Annotated in this window: 24 protein-coding genes; all 24 read right to left on the reverse strand. The window is 30.2% G+C overall.

Features of this window, described 5'->3' with window-relative positions; translation table 11 throughout:
- Positions 1-70: 70 nt before the first annotated feature.
- Positions 71-955 carry a glucose-1-phosphate thymidylyltransferase RfbA gene (gene rfbA, locus ACHRVL_RS21440; RefSeq protein WP_395415347.1) on the reverse strand — a complete coding sequence of 295 codons (885 nt, stop codon included), beginning with the start codon at positions 953-955 and terminating at the stop codon, positions 71-73.
- 86 nt (positions 956-1,041) lie between these two features.
- Positions 1,042-1,887, reverse strand: a complete 846-nt coding sequence (gene rfbD, locus ACHRVL_RS21445; protein ID WP_395415348.1) for a dTDP-4-dehydrorhamnose reductase — start codon at positions 1,885-1,887, stop codon at positions 1,042-1,044.
- Complete coding sequence (gene rfbC / locus ACHRVL_RS21450; RefSeq protein ID WP_395415349.1) at positions 1,887-2,435, reverse strand: dTDP-4-dehydrorhamnose 3,5-epimerase; 549 nt, start codon at positions 2,433-2,435, stop codon at positions 1,887-1,889. Before rfbC ends, rfbD begins: the two co-directional genes overlap by 1 nt.
- Before the next feature lie 14 nt (positions 2,436-2,449).
- Entirely contained in the window at positions 2,450-3,577 is a 1,128-nt protein-coding gene (locus ACHRVL_RS21455; RefSeq protein ID WP_395415350.1) for a DegT/DnrJ/EryC1/StrS family aminotransferase, read from the reverse strand.
- 35 nt (positions 3,578-3,612) lie between these two features.
- Positions 3,613-4,581 (reverse strand): glycosyltransferase family 4 protein, encoded by a 969-nt coding sequence (locus ACHRVL_RS21460; RefSeq protein WP_395415351.1) that lies wholly within the window; start codon positions 4,579-4,581, stop codon positions 3,613-3,615.
- Positions 4,578-5,477: an NAD-dependent epimerase/dehydratase family protein gene (locus tag ACHRVL_RS21465; RefSeq protein WP_395415352.1), complete on the reverse strand. Its 900-nt coding sequence runs from the start codon at positions 5,475-5,477 to the stop codon at positions 4,578-4,580. Before ACHRVL_RS21465 ends, ACHRVL_RS21460 begins: the two co-directional genes overlap by 4 nt.
- Entirely contained in the window at positions 5,477-6,682 is a 1,206-nt protein-coding gene (locus ACHRVL_RS21470; protein ID WP_395415353.1) for a glycosyltransferase family 4 protein, read from the reverse strand. Before ACHRVL_RS21470 ends, ACHRVL_RS21465 begins: the two co-directional genes overlap by 1 nt.
- 1 nt (position 6,683) lies before the next feature.
- The gene (gene wecB, locus ACHRVL_RS21475) at positions 6,684-7,823 is read right to left on the reverse strand and encodes a non-hydrolyzing UDP-N-acetylglucosamine 2-epimerase (RefSeq protein WP_395415354.1); all 1,140 of its coding nucleotides are present in this window, start codon (positions 7,821-7,823) and stop codon (positions 6,684-6,686) included.
- Between the two features lie 33 nt (positions 7,824-7,856).
- A complete protein-coding gene (locus ACHRVL_RS21480) occupies positions 7,857-8,975 on the reverse strand; it encodes an NAD-dependent epimerase/dehydratase family protein (protein ID WP_395415355.1) in 1,119 nt (372 codons plus the stop codon).
- Between the two features lie 9 nt (positions 8,976-8,984).
- Positions 8,985-9,401, reverse strand: a complete 417-nt coding sequence (locus ACHRVL_RS21485; RefSeq protein WP_395415356.1) for a WxcM-like domain-containing protein — start codon at positions 9,399-9,401, stop codon at positions 8,985-8,987.
- Between the two features lie 3 nt (positions 9,402-9,404).
- Complete coding sequence (locus ACHRVL_RS21490; protein WP_395415357.1) at positions 9,405-10,439, reverse strand: polysaccharide biosynthesis protein; 1,035 nt, start codon at positions 10,437-10,439, stop codon at positions 9,405-9,407.
- On the reverse strand, positions 10,439-11,209 hold the full coding sequence (locus ACHRVL_RS21495; protein ID WP_395415358.1) for an AglZ/HisF2 family acetamidino modification protein: 771 nt from the start codon (positions 11,207-11,209) through the stop codon (positions 10,439-10,441). The genes ACHRVL_RS21490 and ACHRVL_RS21495 overlap by 1 nt, the downstream gene beginning before the upstream one ends.
- A gap of 2 nt (positions 11,210-11,211) precedes the next feature.
- Positions 11,212-11,826, reverse strand: coding sequence for an imidazole glycerol phosphate synthase subunit HisH (gene hisH / locus ACHRVL_RS21500; RefSeq protein ID WP_395415359.1), 615 nt, complete (start codon positions 11,824-11,826; stop codon positions 11,212-11,214).
- On the reverse strand, positions 11,823-12,968 hold the full coding sequence (locus tag ACHRVL_RS21505) for an N-acetyl sugar amidotransferase (RefSeq protein ID WP_395415360.1): 1,146 nt from the start codon (positions 12,966-12,968) through the stop codon (positions 11,823-11,825). Before ACHRVL_RS21505 ends, hisH begins: the two co-directional genes overlap by 4 nt.
- Positions 12,969-12,973: 5 nt before the next feature.
- Complete coding sequence (locus ACHRVL_RS21510; RefSeq protein ID WP_395415361.1) at positions 12,974-14,194, reverse strand: glycosyltransferase; 1,221 nt, start codon at positions 14,192-14,194, stop codon at positions 12,974-12,976.
- 35 nt (positions 14,195-14,229) lie between these two features.
- The gene (locus tag ACHRVL_RS21515) at positions 14,230-15,111 is read right to left on the reverse strand and encodes a hypothetical protein (RefSeq protein ID WP_395415362.1); all 882 of its coding nucleotides are present in this window, start codon (positions 15,109-15,111) and stop codon (positions 14,230-14,232) included.
- A gap of 42 nt (positions 15,112-15,153) precedes the next feature.
- Complete coding sequence (locus ACHRVL_RS21520; protein WP_395415363.1) at positions 15,154-16,308, reverse strand: EpsG family protein; 1,155 nt, start codon at positions 16,306-16,308, stop codon at positions 15,154-15,156.
- A gap of 14 nt (positions 16,309-16,322) precedes the next feature.
- Positions 16,323-17,744 carry an oligosaccharide flippase family protein gene (locus ACHRVL_RS21525; protein WP_395415364.1) on the reverse strand — a complete coding sequence of 474 codons (1,422 nt, stop codon included), beginning with the start codon at positions 17,742-17,744 and terminating at the stop codon, positions 16,323-16,325.
- A 5-nt stretch (positions 17,745-17,749) separates the two neighbouring features.
- Positions 17,750-18,778, reverse strand: coding sequence for a TIGR00180 family glycosyltransferase (locus ACHRVL_RS21530; RefSeq protein ID WP_395415365.1), 1,029 nt, complete (start codon positions 18,776-18,778; stop codon positions 17,750-17,752).
- Positions 18,779-18,786: 8 nt separating this feature from the next.
- On the reverse strand, positions 18,787-19,734 hold the full coding sequence (locus ACHRVL_RS21535) for a Gfo/Idh/MocA family oxidoreductase (RefSeq protein ID WP_395415366.1): 948 nt from the start codon (positions 19,732-19,734) through the stop codon (positions 18,787-18,789).
- Complete coding sequence (locus ACHRVL_RS21540; RefSeq protein WP_395415367.1) at positions 19,734-20,717, reverse strand: Gfo/Idh/MocA family oxidoreductase; 984 nt, start codon at positions 20,715-20,717, stop codon at positions 19,734-19,736. Before ACHRVL_RS21540 ends, ACHRVL_RS21535 begins: the two co-directional genes overlap by 1 nt.
- Positions 20,702-21,445 carry an oxidoreductase gene (locus ACHRVL_RS21545; RefSeq protein ID WP_395415368.1) on the reverse strand — a complete coding sequence of 248 codons (744 nt, stop codon included), beginning with the start codon at positions 21,443-21,445 and terminating at the stop codon, positions 20,702-20,704. The genes ACHRVL_RS21540 and ACHRVL_RS21545 overlap by 16 nt, the downstream gene beginning before the upstream one ends.
- The gene (locus ACHRVL_RS21550) at positions 21,438-22,364 is read right to left on the reverse strand and encodes a Gfo/Idh/MocA family protein (RefSeq protein WP_395415369.1); all 927 of its coding nucleotides are present in this window, start codon (positions 22,362-22,364) and stop codon (positions 21,438-21,440) included. The genes ACHRVL_RS21545 and ACHRVL_RS21550 overlap by 8 nt, the downstream gene beginning before the upstream one ends.
- Positions 22,361-23,083 carry a cytidylyltransferase domain-containing protein gene (locus ACHRVL_RS21555; RefSeq protein WP_395415370.1) on the reverse strand — a complete coding sequence of 241 codons (723 nt, stop codon included), beginning with the start codon at positions 23,081-23,083 and terminating at the stop codon, positions 22,361-22,363. Before ACHRVL_RS21555 ends, ACHRVL_RS21550 begins: the two co-directional genes overlap by 4 nt.
- Position 23,084: the final 1 nt, after the last annotated feature.

Raw genomic sequence — 23,084 nt, forward strand, 5'->3', positions numbered from 1 at the left:
CGTTCTGTAAACTTTGTATATCTTACAAAAATACAAATTAAAGAGTTTAAAAATTTATTTCTGCAATAAATTAAACTTTAACTCCTTTTTTCTTTTGTTTCAAAAATTCTATTAAATAGGATCCGTACCCCGATTTCACTAAAGGTAATGCTAATTCCTCAAGTTGAGCATCATCAATAAATCCTTGTCGCCAAGCAATTTCCTCAATACACCCCACCTTTAAACCCTGTCTTTCTTCAAGTACTTGAACAAATTGCCCTGCCTGCATTAAACTATTAAAAGTTCCAGTATCTAGCCAAGCTGTACCTCTGCTTAATATTCCAACTTTTAACTTTCCTTTTTCAAGATAGACTTTATTAACATCTGTGATCTCATATTCACCACGAGCGCTAGGTTTAATATTTTTAGCTATTTCTACAACTGAATTGTCATAAAAGTATAACCCTGGAACTGCATAATTGGATTTTGGTTCTAAAGGTTTTTCTTCAATTGAAATGGCCTTTTTATTTTCGTCAAATTCAACAACACCATATCTTTCTGGATCTGCAACATGATAAGCAAAAACAACACCTCCATCTGGATCAGCGTTATCTTTAAGCAATTGCTGCATATTTGTTCCAAAGAAAATATTATCTCCAAGTACTAAAGCCACCTTATCTTTACCAATAAATTCCTCACCAATGACAAAAGCTTGTGCTAACCCATTTGGGTCTGGTTGTTCTGCATAACTAAACTTACAACCAATTGAACTACCATCTCCTAAAAGCTTTTTAAAATGTGGCAAGTCATGAGGCGTAGATATAATCAAAATCTCATTTATTCCTGCCATCATCAGAGTTGACAATGGATAATAAATCATAGGTTTATCGTAAACAGGCATTAATTGTTTGCTTACAGCTAATGTTAATGGGTGCAATCTTGTACCAGAACCTCCAGCTAATATAATTCCTTTCATCTTTTGCGATTTTAGATTTTAGATTTTAGATTTTAAATCCCTAAACAGGAATTCTAGAATCTAAAACTACACATCATATTCTTTATTTATACAAACATTTTTTTTAGACTCTCTTTGTAATTTGGAATGTCTAAATTATAAAGAGTTTTTATTTTTTCTTTATTCAACAATGAAAAACTTGGTCGTTTTGCTGGAGTTGGATAAGATGACGATGGAATTCCTCCTACTTTACAGTTATAACTGCCAAGTTCTTTAATACTTACTGCAAATTCATACCAGCTAATCTCACCTTCATTCGAATAATTGTAAATTCCAGGAATCCATTTAGAGGCTTCTATTATATCAATCATCGTCTGTGCTAAATCTGCAGCGTAAGTTGGTGAACCAATTTGGTCATTTACAACATTGATCTCATCTCTTTCCTGCATTAATCGTTGCATCGTTTTTACAAAGTTACTGCCAAACTTGCTGTAAACCCAAGAGGTTCTGATAATAATTGAATCTGGGTTTTCCTTCAAACATGCAATTTCTCCTTCTAACTTACTTTCTCCATAAACATTTATCGGGTTTGTTTTTACCTCTTCATCTAAAGCAATTGAAGAAGTTCCATCAAATACATAATCTGTTGAAACATGAATTAATTTGGCATCATTTTCTTTTGCATATTTTGCAATTAACCCTACTGCTAAATGATTTACGGTAAAAGCTAAATCTTTCTCCGATTCAGCTTTATCAACTGCTGTATAAGCACCGCAATTAAATATAATATTAGGCTTGATTTCTTTTATTTGAAATTCAAGCAATTCTAAATTATCTAATGTTACTTGCGTTCTATCTGCAAATATCCAGTCATACTGAGGATAAGAAGAAGATAAGACCGAGAGTTCAGATCCTAATTGTCCTGTTGCACCTGTTACTAGAATTTTTTTCATTAAAATAAGCTATTACAATTTTCAATAAAAGGAAGTACTTGATCTTTTTCAGAAACAATTGCATTTTTTAAGTCCATTCCCCAATCAATATTTAAAGATGTATCATCAAATTTAATTCCACCCTCAGAAGCCTTGTTATAAAACTGATCGCACTTGTACATAACTGAAGCCGTTTCACTAATAACTGAAAAACCGTGTGCAAATCCTTGTGGAACTAATAACTGTTTTTTGTTTTCAGATGACAATAAAATACTAAATGCCTTTCCATAAGTAGGTGAATCTTTTCTCAAATCTACTGCTACGTCGATAATTTCTCCTTCCAAAACACGAACTAATTTTGTTTGAGCATAAGGAGGATTTTGATAATGTAACCCACGTAAAGTTCCTTTTTTTGAAAAGGATTGATTGTCCTGAACAAACTCAATGTTAATTCCTAATTCTTTAAATTTAGTTTGGCTATACGATTCAAAAAAGTATCCTCTTTCGTCTCCAAATACTGTTGGTTCTACAACTACCAAGTCTTTTATAAATGTTTCTTCGATTTTCATTTTTTATTTTATACTCATTTAAAGAAATTAATGATAACTTCTTTTATTCTGCTTTTATGTTTTTCAGTTAAATTCGATCCTGATGGTAGGCATAGTCCTTTTTCGAACAATTCTTCTGAAATTTTACCACCATAATATGGATAATTTTCAAAAAATGGCTGTAGGTGCATCGGTTTCCATAATGGCCGACTTTCTATGTTAGCCTCATCAAAAGCAAGCATTAAACTTTCTCTTTTTTCTTTTGTCTTTAACAATATTGTATTAAGCCAATAATTAGAAAAAAAGTTGTCATTTGGATTATTAAAGAGTCGAGCATTTTTAATGTCTTTAAAAATTTCTTTATAGAATAAATGATTATCCCGTCTAAGATGAATATTCTTTTCTAAGATTTTAATTTGCCCAAGGCCAATTCCTGCACAAATATTACTCATTCTATAATTATAGCCTATTTCACTGTGCTGATAGTGTGCAGCTGAATCTTTTGATTGAGTTGCATAAAAAATAGCTTTTTCTTTTATGTTTTTTGAACTCGAGATTAATGCTCCTCCACTTGATGTAGTAATAATTTTATTTCCGCTGAAAGATAAAATACCAAAAGTTCCAAAACTACCGCATTTTTTTCCCTTATAACTGCTCCCAAGAGCTTCAGCGCTATCTTCTATAATTGGTATTCCGTATTTATCAGCAACTGAATGAACCTCATCTATTTTATAAGGCATTCCATATAAATGTACTGCTATTATTGCTTTTGGCTTTTTTCCTTTTTTAATTCGATCTTTTATAGCCATTTCAAGATTTTCTGGACAGATATTCCAAGTATCTATTTCACTATCTACAAATATCGGATAAGCATTTTGATATAAAACTGGATTTGCCGAAGCTACAAAAGTCATACTTTGACAAATTACCTCATCTCCAGTTTTAACGCCTAATAAAATTAATGCTAGATGTATGGCAGACGTTCCTGAATTTGATGCTGTAACAAAATTTTTGTTTTTAAAATAATCTTGAAGTTCGTCCTCAAACTCATCGACATTGGGGCCACCTGAAGTGATCCAATTTGATTCGAAAGCATTTTTGATATATTGTTGTTCAAAACCGCTTTGTACTCCCAAAGATAAATAAATTCTAGAGTTATTCATTTAAAAACTAAGAATTTGAAGAATAGCAAACACCATCATGCATTTACACTTAATCCTTTTTTGTTTATCAAATAAAATTTTGAAGAATAAATACAAATCAAAGGCAGAATTACAATTAAGAATATTACCGTATCTTGAACTTTTTGATAAAGAATAATAACTAAACAAGAAATACCTAACTGCGTTAATGCATAAAAAAGAGCTACTAATCTATGTTGTATTTTAAATTCATTACTTAATACTTGATATAAATGTAATCTATGCGCTTCAAAGATATTCTGTTTCAAATAAAGCCTGTGCAAGATTGTACAAACCGCATCAACGCCATATACGGCCAAAAACAACAACCATATTAAAGATTCTGTTACAAGAATTAACTTTAAAACTAAATAGATTATCCAAAATGCTATGGCAATACTTCCAACATCACCAGCAAAACATTTTGCTTTTTTTCTATAATTAAAAAACAAAAAAATTAAACTTGCCACCATTGCATATTTTATAAAAGTTCCATCAGTAAAAAGTTGGATTTTTGTATTTACATATAACAATGACAACATGACTGACAAAGTATAAAGTCCAGTAATTCCATTAATACCATCCATAAAATTATATGCATTTATCAATCCAATGGCAATAATATAAACAATTATAATACCCCAAATCGGCATTGTATTGAATAAATTCATGTCATAAAAAATCAAAGCAATTGAAAGAAAATGAATTGAAATTCGGATTTTATTTGACAAACTCTGAATATCATCCCAAAAACTCACCAAGCTAACTAAAGTAATTCCTATAAAGAAAAAATAATTATTTTGAACATGCTGAACGAAATAAAGTAAAGCTGAAAACCAAAAAATGATTCCGCCACCCCTTAAGGTTATTTCTGTATGTGAGCTTCTTAAATTAGGTTTATCAATAATATTAAACCGATCTGCTACTTTAAAATAAAGCAACATTATAATCATTAAAACAACTCCTAAAATTGTATATTCCATCATTTAATTATAAAACTTTTTATTGTTCGCTCCAATCCATATTGTGCAGTGTGTGGCAACTTTTCAATTCCTAAAGCTGTTTTTATTTTTTTATTTGAGACTTCATAATTTTCTGTCAATTTTTGGATTGTTTCTGAATTCAAAGGAAATCTCGTAATATCTCCCATTTTAGCGATACCAATAATGATTGACTTAGGAACTGCAATCAAACGATTTTTCCTAGTCAAAACTGTTGATATAATTTGTACTACTTCGTTTGTAGACAAAACCTCATCATCGGCACAATTATATACTCCCGAAGGAATCATTTTATTTTCAATCAAATTCTTGATCAAGAAGCAAAGATTCTCAATACTTAAAAATGAACGTTGATTTTGGAAGGCGGCCAATGGCCAAGGCAATCCTTTTGCAACTAATTGATATAACAAGTTTAAATTACCTTTATTCTCAGGGCCATGAATCATACAGGGTCTTAGTATATAAACTCGTTTTCCTTCAGGCAATTCTTTTTCTAATATATATTCTTCTGCTTGTCGCTTAGCTATGCCATAGTGTGTCTTAGGACTTGAAATTACATCTTCTGTTAGGATTCCATCAACTTTATCAGCAACCGCTTTTACAGTACTCATAAAAATAAATACGGTTGCATTCGACTGTAGAAAAGCATCAAACAATTGTTTTGTCAATTCATAATTTGCCTCATAATAGTCACTTGGTTTCGAAACTTTTTTCAAATCATGGGCTTTCCCTGCAAGATGAATAATAGCATCTGCATTGAATTCAATTTTTTGATTATGCACATAACGAACACTTAATTGCTCAATTTCATATGAACTTAAATATTTTTTTAGATTCGTACCAACGAAACCCGTTAATCCCGTTATTGCAATTTTTGGCATTAGTTTTTTAATATAAGTTCTAAATTATCTATACATTTTGTCATTGTAAAATTCTCTTCAAAATACTTAAATCCATTTTGTCCAAGAATACTGCGTTGTTCTTCACTTAACTCATACAATTTGACAATTTCTTTTGCCAATCCTTCGGAATTTCCAGCGTTTGTAGAAAATCCGCAATTAGCTTCAGCGATTAATTCAGCACCTTCACCATTTAGAATACCTAAAATTGGTTTTTGGGTACATAAATATGCCTGTAATTTTGCAGGCACTGTTAAATTAAATATTAATTCATCTTTAAGAGAAACTAATAATACGTCAGATTTGGTAAAAAAAGTTTTCATTGCTTCTATTGGAAATCTTCCCAAAAAATGGACTGTTTGACTTAAATTATTTGTAATTACAAAATCTTCTAGTTCCTGTTTACTTCTTCCATCACCAACAAAGACAAAATGAATATCTAATTTTTCTTTAAGAATCAAGGCTGCCTTTACTATAGAATAAACATCTTGTGCTACTCCTATATTTCCGGCAAAAAGAATTTTAAAGCCTTGAGGCAACTTAGGAATCGGATAGTTAAGATCCCCCTTCAAGATAGAATCTTCAGCCCAATTAGGAAAATAAACTAACTTGTTTTCATAATTTCCTTTTGTAATGATCGATTCCCTAAATCCTTTCGAACTAATTAAAATTTTATCTGAATTATTATAAATGTACTTTACCATTCCTGTAAAAAAAGATAGCACAGTTTTATTTTTGACCCCTCCCGCTGATGTAAGGCTTTCTGGCCACAAATCTAAAACCCAGAAATATATTGGATTTTTTTGAATTTTCTTTATAACAATAGCTGGAAAACCTTGAGTTATTGGAGATGGTTCATGTACTAGAACTGCATCAAATTTATCTTGAAAGGCAAGAAATAAAGCTCTAATTGAAGCAAAGAATGCCCAACTGAAATAATTTAACAAAAGTCTTATCCCTCCACCTTTTCCTCTTGGAATCAATAAAGCTCTGATGACTTTTACACCATTAATGGTCTCGCGTCGCTTCTTAAAAAAACCATAACCGTTAAAAAATTTCCCTTCGGGATAATTTGGAAGTCCTGTTAAAACAGTAACCTCATGACCTCTTTTAACTAATTCAAAGGCAATATCATTACTTTTAAAATTTTCAGGAAAAAAATATTGAGTAACTAAAAGTATCTTCATTTTATAATTCTCTCCAAACTACACGTTTTATATAATCCGTATAACTCAAAATAATCCGAACCATTTTTTCGGAAACATTTGGCATTGAATAATCAGCTACAAATCTAAAATTTCTTTCTTTTCCTATTTTTTGATATTGAAGCTGTACTAATCCTTGCATAATTCTTTCTGGACTTAAACCAACCATCATTACAGAAGTTTCTTCCATTGCTTCTGGTCTTTCATGGGCATCTCTAATATTAAGGGCTCTAAAATTCAATACTGATGACTCTTCTGATATTGTTCCTGAATCTGAAAGAACTGCAAAAGATTTCATTTGTAAAGCATTATAGTCATTAAAACCAAGCGGTTTTAAAAACTGAACGTTTTTATGCATTTGAACATTCTTTTTCTCAATCATATTTCTAGTCCTTGGATGCGTACTTACAATGATTGGAAAATCGTATTTTTCAGCGATAAAATTCAAGCTATCCATTAAACCCCGAAAATTTTTCTCACTATTTATATTTTCTTCTCTATGAGAGGAAACTACAAAAAACTTGCCTTCCTCTAGTCCTAATCTCTGTAAAACATCTGAAGATTGAATAGATGGCAAATAATGATTTAGAACTTCAAACATAGGCGAACCTGTTTTAACAATTCTATCTGCAGGCAAACCTTCTCTCAACAAATATTCTCTAGCGATATCACTATAAGTCAAATTCATATCTGAAATATGGTCAACAATTTTTCTATTCGTTTCTTCGGGAACTCGCTGATCAAAACAACGATTTCCAGCTTCCATGTGAAAAATCGGAATATGTCTTTTTTTTGCTGGAATTGCACAAAGACAGCTATTTGTATCTCCTAAAACTAAAAAAGCATCAGGGTTTTCTGTTTCTAATAAAGGATCAATTTTTATAAGTATCTGGCCTACAGTCTCTGTTGCTGTTGCTCCTGCAGCATTAAGAAAAAAATCAGGTTTACGTATTCCTAAATCATCAAAAAATATTTGATTTAGTTCATAATCATAATTTTGACCTGTGTGAACAATTATATGTTCAATTGCCTCTGAATTATCTAAAGCTGCCATAACTCTTGAAAGCCTTATAATTTCTGGTCTCGTACCGACCACAGTCATCACTTTTAATCTTGATTTCATTATATCTTTATCTAGGATATTATTATTTTTTAATTATACGTTTTCAAAATAAGTATCAGGATCATTTGGATCATAAAATTCATTTATCCAAAAATTGGTATATAATACTTCTTCTCCAATATTTTTAATATTATGAGTATACCAAATTGGTATATCTACGTATGATGGTTCATTTCCGTCAAGATAAAAATCTAAAACTTCATCTGTACCAATTCTACGTAATTGAATTAGTGCTTTTCCTTTAATAACAGCGAACCTTTCAATTTTTCTGGTATGATAATGATTCCCTCGAGTAATACCAGGCACTGTAGTTGAAAATGAAACTTGTCCGCCAACTCCTAATCGAATAATTTCTACGAACGACCCTCTAGGATCTGTATGCTCAACAAATTTCACAGGGAAATGGTTTTTAATATCCATGTAGCAACGAAATGTGTTGAATAGATTCAACTCAAACAAAGTCTCTATATCTGGAATAATCCCTTTATCTTGATATTCTGCTTTGTATTTTTCTAACAGAGCTAAAATTTGTGATACCTTACATTCTGAGGTATGCTGTACTAAAATTTCCGCCTTCCCTTTCTTGCTTCGGATTTCTGAAATAATTGCATTTACTAATTCTCCAACATAGATCAATTTTAGATCGCCATCGATATCAATAACTGGTTTATCATTGTGCGAAAGTTTATGGCAAAAAGTAGCAACCACAGAGTTGTAATTTGGCTGACCAAAAGGTCCAAAAACATTTGGAATAATCATTCCTGTAAATTGTCCTTCTGAGTTATTTGACCAATCGATCATTAATTCTCTGCCTTCTTTTTTAGATTTACCGTAAAGATTATCCCTTTCCTCTTGTGTTGATGAAGAAAAAAGTACATGAGATTTACTATTTGTTGTTTTAAGCGATTGAACTAATTTTTGAACTAATCCTAGATTAGTGTCATAAATCACTTGAGGATCACTATGACGATTCATCGCTGCCAAATGTATTATAACATCACATTCTGCAACAAATGCGTTCAATTTATTGTTATCATCAAAATATTCCTTTTGAAACTCAATTCGTGTAAACTCTTCTGGGAAAAGACCAATCGTATTATATAAATGTGTTCCAACAAATCCTGCCTGCCCAGTAATACCAACTTTTAACATTATTTGATTTTAAATTTTAAAATAATCAATATCATATCGATATTCATCTTTAATTTCTCCGAGTAAATAATCTGCCATGACGAGTAATTTAGAATTTAATTCTAAAGATTGAATACTGCTTACATATCCTTGCGGAATATGAAGTACATTTAATTTTTCAGAATCAATTAAATATGTAAAAACCTCTAAATTTAGAGATGGCTTTTTCCAGTTGTCAATTTTAATTAGTTGGATTTTAAATTTTCCACTGACAACAGAAAACCATCTTTGTTCTATTTGATGTCCTTGCCAACCTCTAATAAATTCTGGACTCTCATTTTCTATAATATAAATCCTTTTGATTAACGACGCATCAAAATCATTATTATACAATAAAGTCCCTCGTTGATCAGAATGACAATTTCCATTAATTAATTTTGCTTCCATTGTCTAGCCAGGCATTTGAGTAACATCTTCACCAAAAACTTCTTTTCTGATAAGTGGTAGTGTTGACAAAAGCTTTTTCATTCCTTCAACTCCTTGCTGTTCTGTATTGTGCGAATGATAATCTTCAATTAGAGAAACATCTTCCTCTCCTTCAGAAAAATATTGCGCATAATTCAAATCGCGATTATCAGCAGGAATACGATAAAAATCTCCCATATCCTCGGCTTTTACCATCTCTTCGCGTGTACATAAAGTTTCATACAATTTTTCGCCATGTCGAGTTCCAATAATTTTTACTTCATTATTGGTATTACACAGCTCTTTTAGTGCTTGAGCTAGGTCTCCAATTGTTCCTGCTGGTGCTTTGTTTACAAATAAATCACCGGGATTACCATTTTCAAAAGCAAACAAAACTAATTCTACAGCTTCATCTAATGACATTAAAAAACGTGTCATATTAGGGTCTGTAATAGTTATTGGATTATTCTCTTTTATTTGTTTTAAAAATAAAGGAATCACTGACCCTCTTGAAGCCATTACATTTCCATATCTTGTTAAACAAACTGTTGTGTCTGTTAAATTTCTAGAAGCGGCAACTGCAACTTTTTCCATTAATGCTTTTGAAATTCCCATTGCATTAATTGGATATGCCGCTTTATCAGTACTTAAACAAATTACTTTTTTTACTTTATTGACTCCTGCCGCATCAATAACATTTTGCGTTCCAAAAACATTTGTTTTTGTTGCTTCTAGTGGAAAGAACTCACAAGATGGAACCTGCTTTAAAGCCGCAGCGTGAAATACATAATCTACGCCTCTCATAGCACGTTCAACACTACTATAATCACGAACATCACCAATATAAAACTTTAGCTTGTCATTTTTTAATTGATTTCGCATATCATCCTGTTTCTTCTCGTCACGAGAAAAAATTCTGATTTCTTTAAAATGATCAGTATGTAAAAAACGATTTAATACTGCATGCCCAAAAGAGCCCGTTCCTCCTGTTATAAGAAGAATTTTATTTTGTATTTTCATTATTGGTTTATTTTGAAAATCTTATTTTTTTCTAATTGAGTTGGATAATTAATCAAAACCGCTTTATATGGTCCTTTAAAGACAAATAAACTTCCAGCAGCGACTCCAATAACACCATGTCTATCAATAATTTTTTCAATATCATTTAAAGACCCAGCTCCACCTAAAACAGTCATAGGCAGGGTTATTTTTTCTCTTACCTTATCTATTAAATCTAAGTCATATCCTTTCATTTGTCCGTCTTTATCAATAGAATTGATTACGATTTCACCTGCACCCAATTTCTGCGCTTCTTCTGCAAATTTAAAAGGATTGATTCCTGTACTTTTTTTTCCATTATGAGTATAGACCTCATAACCTCCTAATAACTTCTTTTTAACATCTAACACAACAATGACGCTTTGTGCTCCTACACGATCAGATATCTCTTTAATTAAATTCGGATTTTGCAAGACTGCTGAACTTAACGCTATTTTTTCGATACCAAGACTAAATATACGTTGAGCCTGCTCTACTGTTTTTACACCACCTCCATAACACAAAGGCATCATAGATTGACTAGCTAATCTCTCTATAAGACTATAATTAGGCTCTTTACCTAATACTGTTGCATCAATATCAAAAACAGCTAACTCATCAACAGCTTTTTCATTAAAAATTTTCACTGCATTAATAGGATCTCCAACATATTTAGGATTCTTAAAATTTACAGTTTTCACTAATCCGTTCTCATGAACCAAAAGGCTTGGAATTATTCTAGGTCTCAGCATGTTTAGAGTTTTGCAAAATTATGTAGTAATGTTTCACCATAGTGATGGCTTTTTTCTGGGTGAAATTGAATTCCATAGACATTTTCATGATGGGCCGCACAAGCAAATTCTCCACCATATTCTGAGATTGCCAAGACATCACCAGAGTTATTACATTCAAAATAATAAGAATGTAAAAAATAAAACAGAGCATCTTTTTCTAACCCCTCAAACAAAGGATTTGAAATTACTGGATATACATCATTCCAGCCCATATGTGGTAATCTGGTAACTTGTTTTATTTTAGTTTCATCAAATTTCTTTACAGATGCATCAATCCATCCTAAGCCACCTAATATGCCTTCATCACTTGAATGTGCCATCATTTGCATCCCTACACAAATACCTATGACTGGTATTTTTTTCACCATTACTAATTCATCTAATTTTTCGCGCATCCCAGATTTTATTAGTTCTGACATAGCATGATCAAAATGACCTACTCCTGGCAAAATTATTTTTTTTGCACCATCTAAATCGGCTGCAGTTCTAGCAATTTTAGTCGAAATATTGACTCTTTTATAAACGTTTACAAAAGCATTAATATTTCCTACTCCATAATCAATAATTGTTATCATCTAAATAATCGTTTTTCAAGTCCTAATTTTTGCATCATCTTTGCACCAAAACCTATTATTTTTATTTTATTTTTATAATCATGAAAAGTTTTATTTTCTCCTTCAAAAATTTCTTTTAACTCCTGAACAGTCAAATCTAATTTATCTGCAACATATTCAAATTCTTTTTGTAAAAACTCTTCACTCAACTCTGGTCTAGAAACTCTATCTAAAGCTTCTTCTCTTGCCATTTGCCCAGTAAGAATTAAACTTGAAAAATGAGCTCGTCTTTTTTGAAAACCAAATTTACGTGGCAACCAATAATCTTCATAAAAACGAGTAAATCTCGATTCATGATGTTTATGTTGAAAAGGTTCCCAACCATATTTCTCCATCAATAATTTTTCTGCATCGGCTTTAATATAAGGAACAAGATTTAACGGTTTAAAAACTTTCATTCTCAATATATATCTGTAATAAAGTTTATAGCTTAAGATATCTACCAGTGGAAAAGTCTTAAGAGTGCGTTTACCAAACTTAGAATGTATATCTTTTACCAGCATCGTATCAATTCCTGGAAACCCGCCCCATTCTTCTGGCTCTCTACAACATTCTGTAGAAAAATTTCCGCCTGTCAAAACATATTTTATTTTATTTTTTTTTGCGAATTTATATAATCCGGAAAAAAAGGCATAATCCTGAGGTAAATCCTGATCTGCAATTTGTGATTTAAGAAACGCAACCTGAAGATCTTTCATTTCTTCCCAGTTAATAACATCTGTATATAAATCTAGACCAAGACCATTACATAATTTTTCAATGTTACCAACTGCTTTATCAGTATTCCAGCCTGCATCAACATGAAACAACAGAGGTCGCAAGCCCATAATCTCTTTTGCTACATAGGCAACATAAGAACTATCTAAGCCTCCGCTCAATCCAATAATGCAATCAAAATCTTTTCCTTTTCCTTCTTTCTTTATTTTCTCTGCAACTTGCATCAATTCAGCATATCCTTTTTCATCTGTATGCCAGTTAGGAAGGATAATATTTTGAAAATTATGATAATAGTCCGATATTCCATTTTCATCAAAAATGATGTTAGGATCTGATGTATCCATAATAGTCTTTGTACAAATTTGGTAGGCTCTATTGTTTTTCATTCTAACTATTTTTTTAATATTTCTTCATAAAGTTTGTAGTAATCCATAAACTTTATTTTTTTGTCAAAGTTTTTAATTGAATGTTCTCTACATTTATTTTCATAAAAATCTTTCCCATTACTTTTTATTTTTTCTATAGCTTTCACTAATCCATTAACATCTCCTTTATCAATAACAATACCTGTGCCCTCATTTACAGACTCTACACTGCCACCTGTTTTATAGGTAATAACTGGTGTGCCGCATGCCATAGACTCTAAATTTGTTGTAGGATATGTATCTTCAAAAGTAGGATTAACAAAAACATCAGCGGCAGAATATAAGTCTGCAAGCTGTCCTGCATTTTCAGTTCTTTCAATCCCGATAATAGTTTTTGGTAATTTGCTGATTTGAATACTCGAAAGACCAACTAAAACAATTGTGTAAAGGTTATTATTAATTAACTCAGACAGTTTAACGAATTCATCTAATCCTTTTCTTTTTTCCCATGTGCTTGCTACTCCAAGAATGACAAATTTATCCTTGATAGGATAAAGGTTATTTACAGCATCTCTTGAGTTTTTAATATAAAAGGTATTCAAGTCTATACCATTTTGAATAACTTGACAAGAATGATCCATAAGAAATGAGTCCTTAACTTTTTCTGCCAGCCAATATGAAACAGGAACTATCGTTAAATCATTCAACGAATTAAATATTCTTTTTTTATCTCTATAATTTTTTCTTGAGCGATCAAAAACTAAACTTTTAGGATATTCCTTTTTTTGTTCACAATGATGACATTCTGTTTTCCATTTCTCACAGCCAACAAAATCGAAATACGCACAATGTCCTGTAAAAGACCAGCAATCATGAAAAGTCCAAACTACTGGAGTACTTTTCTCTTTTAGATAATTAAATAATATTTCGATATTAATAAAATAACCATGTAAATGATGTAAATGAATAATATCTGGATTTATTTTCTCAATTGTATTTACTAAATCTCTAGTTGCAGATTTAGAACTAAAACAGTGATTATCAAAAATTCTCGTTTCCAATCCGTGTTCATACAAATCGAATTTATTTCCAATTTTTATTAATTCAGATTTACTTGGATTATTATTTCTTGCATATGTGATATAGCTGGACCAGCCTTTTTCTATGACTGTTTCTCCAATTTGCTCTGCAATTTTTCCAACAGAACCACTATTGACTTCAATACTTATTTGTAAAAGTTTAGGCATGTTTATTATTTAAGCTTTATATACTTTTACTGTTTTTACTTTGAGAGCAAGATAGCTTTCATTTTTTTATCCTCTTTGAAATATTCTAAAGCAAAAGATCCTTCGTGCAATATTGTTAAATCATTACAATATGTTAATAGTCTCTGGATAAGAATTTCTGCCGGAAGATAATTCTCGACTACATAATCAAATAATTCAAAAAAATCTTTGTCAATTCCCATTTGAGGATGCGGTTTCAAAACTTTTATACAATCTTTATAGTTTGATTCCAATTCTGCATTAACATTTATGTTTATATGATAATTCGTCATATATAATAAAACTTTTTTATCCTTAAAAACAGTAAAATCAATTTTATCAAACAATATTGCGATTTCTTTTAAGGAAAACATATGATCTGATATTGGTTTACTAAAGCTTTTAATTTCTTTTCCTTTTTGAGTCCCTATTTTTTTTAGAAACATTTCTGGTTGATACAAATACATCCCTTTAGTTTTAGAGTGTCCTCCAACCCAATTTTTCAAACCTAAAATATCTGAAACCAACCATTTAATTCTGTCTTTTATTGAGTTTTTATTTCTAATAAAATTATATGAAGCATATCCTTCCTCATAAGTATAGACATCAATTGCTTTTAATCTATTAAGATAAAAAGACAATATGACTCCAAAATCAGAATCAATATAAACTTTAGAATATGTATTCTTGTTTTTAATAATATAGTCTAAAGCTTTGTAATTATCCTTATAAATCTGTACATCATTCCAATTATCAGAATATTCTCTTACAAGGTTAGTGAATTTTTCAGCATCATAAAAATTATCTATAATAAAACAATCTTTCGTCTGTAAATCTTCAATATTTGAAGCATTTATGTATTGAAAAGGCTTTGATATAATAAATGCACTTTTTTTCATTTCAATCATTTTGAACTTAGCAAATTAATGTAAACTATATTGTTAGCTTCCATTTTTATAGAACATTTCTCTTGTTTCGTATTCATCATTTAATGGGTAAAAACTATACGGAAAATATCTGTTATAATTATATTCTGAAATTCTATCATCAATTGTAAACAGCCATGCGATAGGTCCAAATGTAAAATAAAATATAAGCATCAGCAAAACATTCATCTTAACAACTCTAAGTTCAAATAGATCAGCAATTTTAAAAATAGAATTCGTAAGATGAACAATATAAAAAACAATTAAATAGTTCAAAAGCCTATCAACTACTGGAATTACCATGCTTACTACTCCTAATAACAAAAAGAGTTTAGTTACAGGAGTAAATTCAGATTTACTTTTTAAAATAAATTTGTCAAATGCAAGAACAGTAATTGGCAATACTACATTTTTTAATAAAACCACCACCGAAACACCTATTTCATCTCTCCCAAAATAAACTCCTAGTTTGTATAACATTCTTTCATTTAACGATAACATAGGTAGCACGTTGAGAACAATTTCATTTATATTTCTTCCCAGAATAAAAATCCCGCCCCCAATTAATACAATTGGGATCCAGTTTTTTATCTGCATAATTCTTATCAATAAAGGGATAAAAAACACAAAAGATGCCGAAGAATGAATAAAAAACACAATAATGGAGATCGTATAGTATTTCAACCATTTTTTATCTCTTAAGCTTTTATATGAAAACAAAAAAACTGCTACAGCTAAAGATTCTCTAAGAGTTTCAAAATTAAAAAAAAGATAAAACGATAAAAAATAAATAGTTATACATGTAAACGGTTTTGTCGAATATTTATATATGAAATAGAATATGCAGGAGTTAATAATAATCGCATGAACTAAATGCAGATACATAAAATTATCGCTCATTGTTCTAAATATTGAAGAAAAAAAGATCCATAAGGGATCAGATTTAGATTCTGCAAAATCAAACGTTGATAATTCAAATAAATTTGGCTCATAAACAAAATCTTCAGAATATCTCATTGCATCAATACCCACTCGATAACTTAGGCCTGCAGTCAAAACAAGCAGCATAAGGATAAAAGTGATTGCATATATTTTACCGATCCCGAAAATTCCAATATCATATAAATAGATAAAGAAAAATAAGACCGCTATAATAAAAAAATATATCATTGTAAAATTACTTCTTAAGCCTTTTTAATTAATGATATTATAAAATTTTTATCTCTCCAAAATATCGCAAGAATAAACCCAATTACTAAAATAATCTTCACAACTATTTGTAAGTAAAAGTCATCTATTAAATAAATAAAAAAAACAGGACTGTTAAATAAAACATACAAGAGTAAAGGCATTATTAATTTGATAATTGGAGTGCTGTAACATTTAATAATAAATCTAGATGCTATCCAGGCAAAGATTGCCATAGACAAATAAGATATAACAAAAGAAATAGCTGCACCTACTTCTCCAAATTTTGGAATTACAAAAATATTTAAAACAACATTAACAATTCCGGCCGTTATTACTACTAATGACGAATAAAATGTTTTGTGTACAAAAGAAAAATTTCTCATGTAAACATATGCAAACTGATGAAATACAAATCCATATACAAATATTGGTATTAAGTAAAGTGAAGAAGTAAATGACTTACTTGCCAGAACTAAACCGATTTCATTACCAAAGGTCGAAATTCCCATCGCCGCAATTAAAGTTATTGCAAATATTCTCTTAATATCAGAATCATGACCTTTATAATCTTTCGAATTCATGTATTCAAAATAATAAGGTGCCCAAGCCTGATGAGTAACTGTTGTAACAATACCAACTAAACCGCTAATTGTTAAAGCTAAGCTATAAAAACCAGCCTGACTTATACTTAAAGAAGTTCCTATTGCTATTTTCCCAAATTGTTCTATTATCACTCCACTTAAGGCATATGGTATTAACGGAACAGAAAATTTTAAAATATATCTTAAATATTTTTTATCAAAAATTAATGTGAAATATTTCAGAATTCCTTTTATCCAAATAAAAATCATAATAATTCCTGCGGAGATTAATCCTAAAACCTGCGCCAAATATTTATCATCTTTAAAAAGATATATGAGTATAATTGCTAAAGTGAAACCGATATACGCTCTAAGCAATGATGAAATTGCAATTCGCTTACTTTGTCTAAGCACAGTATATATTTGTTCATAAGTTAAACCTATGATATTGATAAGCGTGTAAGGAATCAATAAATAAACAAGTATCAAATTTAGTCCTGTTAATCTTGAAATCCATCCTGATAAAGATAGCAGAATTAAACTATTTAAAATAAAAACGATAGTTGCAATAATTGAAGATGTTCCTACAAACTTTTTAAAGTCCTCATCATCATGTTTGTCAAAATAATATCTACTAACAGCTTGATCACAGCATAAAGTCAGTAAACTGCTCAAAATGCCCGAAACTCCTAAAAAGACATTTACAATTCCAAAATCATTTGTTGTCAGCAAACGTGTATATACCGGTATTGAGATAAAAGCTAAGGCTTTTGTTGCTAAATTAGCAACGAGATAATTAGCCCCATGCCTCAAAATTTCTTTAAAGTCTGCCAATTTTTTTATTTTTTATATAAATAATCATACTTCTGTATAATTAATTTAATCTTGTCCCAGTGTTCCTTTCCTTTCAAATCAGCTGGAAAGCCTGATACTTCTTTAAGTTCTTTATATCTATAATTTCTTAAGAAAGAAGCTACTCCAATTTCTTTTAAAAATTCTTTAATATAATATTTCGTTTTACCTTTTATCGTGAAAAAATCAGGATAAATCTGCTTTACGTAAATACTAACAGATTCGATAACAATATCATTAGCTACGTTAGTATTCAGATTTTCCTTTGATGCTAGAGTTTTACTTAAAAGATCTAAATAATTTAAATACTCTTTCTTGTATTTCTTTTTCTTTATTATAACAGGAATTGTATCTGTATGAGAAGCCGCAGAATCTTCGATATTTTCACGAGCCGAATAAAAAGAAGGTATTATGATATGCTTACCATCAATGGCGGTATAGGATGAGATATAGGATTCTAAAAGGCATAAATTTTTAATAACAGAAGATCCATCTACAATAACTGATGAAACCACTTCGCTAAAAGACGATTTTCTAAAAACAGAGTAGTAGTACTGAAAATAATTACCTTGAAGAGTAAGCAACCTTTGCGACGGCAATTCATTATTAAGATCAATATCCATTGTATTTTTATATCTTACCGAACATGAAATACTATCTTCTAAAGGCGTAAAATCTGTATAAATACCCTGACCTGAATTATATTCTTTATGAATCTCTAAATAAGAAATAATATCTTCTATTGCTTGTGGCACTAAAAAATCGTCATTTGCACACATTACTACATATGGTGTATCTATAAGGGGAAGAATTTTGTATAACTTATCTGCTAAACCAACTTTAGGATAAAACTTATAAATTATTTTGTCATAAAATTCATCTAGATACTTAAATTCAACATTTGAAGAATCCGCAACAATTATTTTTAAGTTAAAACTTAAAAAATAATCCAAAAGACGTTTAAGATGATCAGGTCTGTTATGCTCTGGGATAATTACTGTATACCTTTCGTTCATGTTCAAAGCTATTGAATAATGGTATTAAATATTTCAGCTGAAATGGCGGTATGCTCTTTTAGATTTAACATTCTATCATTACGATCAGCAAGAAAAGCTTCTACTTGCAAATATAATCCCGGTTTAAATTGCACATCATAAGAATCATCTAATTTATACTCAATAACCGCTATAGTATCCTTTTCTTGAACACTAATACCCTCCATAGGTTTCAAGTAAATTCTTCTCTTTTCAGTAAGCAATTCCACTGCCCATCTTCCAGCACTTTCCCAATTAGATAAATAACTGAATAACACGCCTTTTTCTGTTATTCCCGCTCCGGTAAAATTAGTTTTAGAATGCCATTTTAAAACTCCCGATTTAGAATACGCTTGCCATTGGATCGGTTTTCCGGCTAAGTAAAAAGCAAGATCAACAACGTGCGTAGAATTTGCAAAAAACCAATTTTCTTTAACACCTGGAGCTTTTGTCAATGGTTCAATTTTATGTGCCCATTCCGTAAATTCAAAATGCATTGTTTGCAAACCACCGTCTTCTTCAATCATTTTTTGAGCTTCAATAACCGAAGCATAAAATCTTCTATTATAAGCGACAAAAACTTTTTCAGAGTAGACGGATAATTTTTCTTTATTTTCAATCAATTCCTCAATGCTAATCGCTGCTGGCTTTTCTATCAAAACTTTTTCAACTCCAGCTTGTAGTACGGAAAGTAAAGAAGACATTAATCCTTCTGTTCCAGTAGCGACTATTGCATAAGTATTATCCTCTACACTACTGGTTTCCAAGTATTTTTGAAGACCACCTACAAATGGTTTTATACCTGTTCCTTCTTCAAATCTTTTGGCGGATTCTTGACCTCTTCCCACCACTTGAAAAGAAAAATTTTGGGCAATTAATACTTTAGCATAATCTAGAGCCATTGGCCCAGTTCCCACTAATAAAATGTTCTTTTTCATTATGTGATTGGTAAAACTTTAGTCTGCAATCCTGCAATTTTATTATACTTTTCTAACATTGCCGTAATAAATAACTCATGAGTATGTCTGGCTTCTTCAAATAAAGGCAATGAACAAACATTGTTTTCAAATAATTCTTTTGCAATATTAGCAGTTAATTCACTTTGATATTGAATATTAAAATCACTAATATTTAGTTTAAAAGAATTATTTGCATCTAATTTGTGGATTTGTGGGCTTCCTCCTTCTTGAACAAAAAAACGTTCTTCGCTACTAAACATGCTAACTGTTATAGGATTTACATTTCCTTTAAAAGATGTAATAGTAAAAATTGATTTATCTTCTAAGAATCCAGTTAGAGTACCTGTGAATTCAACAAATCCTTTTCTAGGGCTCTCAATCAAATAATCATCGATTGCGTCAACGTTTATTTCTTTAATTTTTTTTCCTGAAATATAGACTAATAGATCTAAAAAATGTAAAGCATTACATCCTAGACCCCAATTTCCTCCAACTACATTATACACTCTTGATTCGCTAAATTGAATAGTTTCTTTTAAATTATTGTAAGACCTAGACATTCTGCGAGGATGATTCACATATGTAATTGTGTCATATTTATTTAATAATACACCGACTCTTTCATATGCCTCCAGATCTTGGAAAAGCACTTTTTCTAACACTAAAAAACCAACCTTAGATCTTTTTAGCAACTCATTAATAATCAATTCTCTTGCATTAGCACTTGTGGCTATTATAACTAAATCAAAAAACTCAGGTAAGCTATCCCAAGACTGGGTATAAGTTAAAATATGTTTGTGATTTATTTCTTCTTCTCTTTCTTGAGCTATTTTAAGGGAATCAGATGACGTATCTAAGACAAAAATTTCTAATTGTTCTTGGTATTTAACTAATCCTTGTAAATGTCTACTTCCTAATTGACCAGCACCAATTATTAAGCATTTTTTTATATTGCTGTCCATCCTCCGTCTATTATTAAATTTTGACCTGTAATATATTTTGAATCATCAGAAAGTAAAAAGGCCACTGTTGGGGCTATATCTTCTGGTGTACCTAGTCTTCTCATGGGAACTTTTTTGCAATAATTGTTTACAAAAACTTCATTCTGATTATCAAATATACCTCCCGGAGAAACTGTATTTACTCTTACTTGCTGTGGTCCAAAGTATGATGCTACATATCTTGTAAAATTAACAAGCGCTCCCTTTATTGCAGAATATGCAGCTGGCATTGTCATTGTTGTACCTTCATAAACACTGAAATCTGCACCAACTACACCATAAATTGAAGCCATATTAATTATACTTCCTGTTTTTTGACTTGCCATTTCTGAAGCAACTTTTTGGGTTAAATAAAAATAGCTATTTAACTGCCAATCCACATTTTGCTTCCATGACTCAAAAACAATGTCTTCAAATTTATTTCCCCAATCTTTTGTTCTTGGATAGGCATTATTTACAAGTCCATCAATTTTATTATACTTTATTAAAACTATTTCTAGTGCCTTATCAATGGAAGAAGAATCAGTTATATCACAATACACATTAGACAAATCTTCATTTGTTTCATGATTTATTTCAAAGTTGATACAAAACGCTCCTTCAGAAATTAGTCGACTTATAATCGCTTTTCCCAAAAGACCATTGCCTCCTGTAACTATAATTATTTTATTTTCTAATCTATTATTCATCTTTTAAGATAATCTTTAATATTTCTATCGATTCTTTAAGAGAGTTCATTGGATGCAAATTATTTCTCAAACAGTTTATAAAATAATCTAATTGAAAACTATAAGTATTTTTAACCTCAAAATCAGGAGCTTCAAAAACTATATTATTCTCATCATTTAAAATTCGATTATTTATTAAATCTGCTTCTAAAATTTTATTATCACAAACAACTTCAATTATTCTTTTGGGTTTAATTCTATAGTAATTCAATATAACATTTGCTGTAAAAGTATCATACTCTAAAACATAATTTGCATAATCAATTGCATCAATATTTAAACTTGAGACATTTCTTAAAGTTGATTTGCTTTTATTAGGAATTCCAAATAACCAACCAGTGTAATCAAGTTCATGAAATAAATCTAAATGAACACCTCCACCCATTGCTGCATTTGCACTATATACATTTCTAAAATTTACATTAGGTCTCCAATCTGGTAAATATGACCCACAATAAATATTTACTTCATTAATTTTTAAATTCGCATCACTTAATTTGTTTTTTAAATACTCAATACAAGGATGAAATCTTAAATTACAAGCCACATAGGTAACAATTTGTTTATTCTCAATTAACTCAATTAATTTATCAGCACCTTTCAAAGTATGTAATGCAGGTTTTTCAATAAATAAAGGAATATTTAATCTTGCTAGTTTTTCAATAAATTCAAAATGTAAATTAGTTGGATTAGAAATAATAGCAAAATCAAAAGCAATTTCTAAGTTTTCAAGACCATAAATGTTTTCAATTCCTTCTTCAATCTCTGAATTTAAATTTGATCGTAATGCATAAATATTAAGATTTTTTATATTCAAATTTTGTAGAGCACTGATATGCTTTCTAGCAATTGAACCTAAACCAATAATCAGTATTTTCATAATTCAAAATCAAGTTTCTTATTTTGAAGTAGATATTCCATAAATAAAAAATCAACTGGATGATCTAAATCGAAACATATATGATTCATTTCATAAATTAACGATTTATCTGTAATTGCACTTTTTATTTCTTTGTCAAAAAAAGATCTTCTATACCAATAAAATGATGCATTTAATTCGTATACTTTCGGAGCAGATTGACGAGTCATTACACTTCCATCAGGATTAGTTTTAACTAGTGAATAAAAGCCTTCTGCATTTTTTTCAACCATATTAAAGTAAGGACTTCTTGCAGCCGGATTTACAGAAAATAAATTTAGTGCTTCAGGATTTTCAAGAATAATATTTAATGCATTCTCAATATCCTCAAAAGTTCGAAGAGGAGAAGTAACATCAAGATCTAAAATAAAATCATATTTATTATTTGCAATAGATTCTTCATAAAGCAATAAATCTCTTATTGTATCTATTTTTCCTGCAGTATCAGTTGCTAAATAATCAGGTCGTGAATAATCGGTATTTAAACCAAATGACTTCGCTTTTTCTTTTATAGCTTCGTCATCTGTAGATAAAGCTACTTTCACATCAAATTTCTCTTTTATTTTTTTTGTTAAGTCAATTGAATACCCGATTAATGACTTACCATTAATATCTTTTATATTTTTACCTGGAATTCCTTTAGATCCGCCTCTGGCACAAATAGTTATTAATATTTTCATT

This window comes from Flavobacterium sp. FlaQc-28 (assembly GCF_044007415.1).
Taxonomy (GTDB): Bacteria; Bacteroidota; Bacteroidia; order Flavobacteriales; family Flavobacteriaceae; genus Flavobacterium.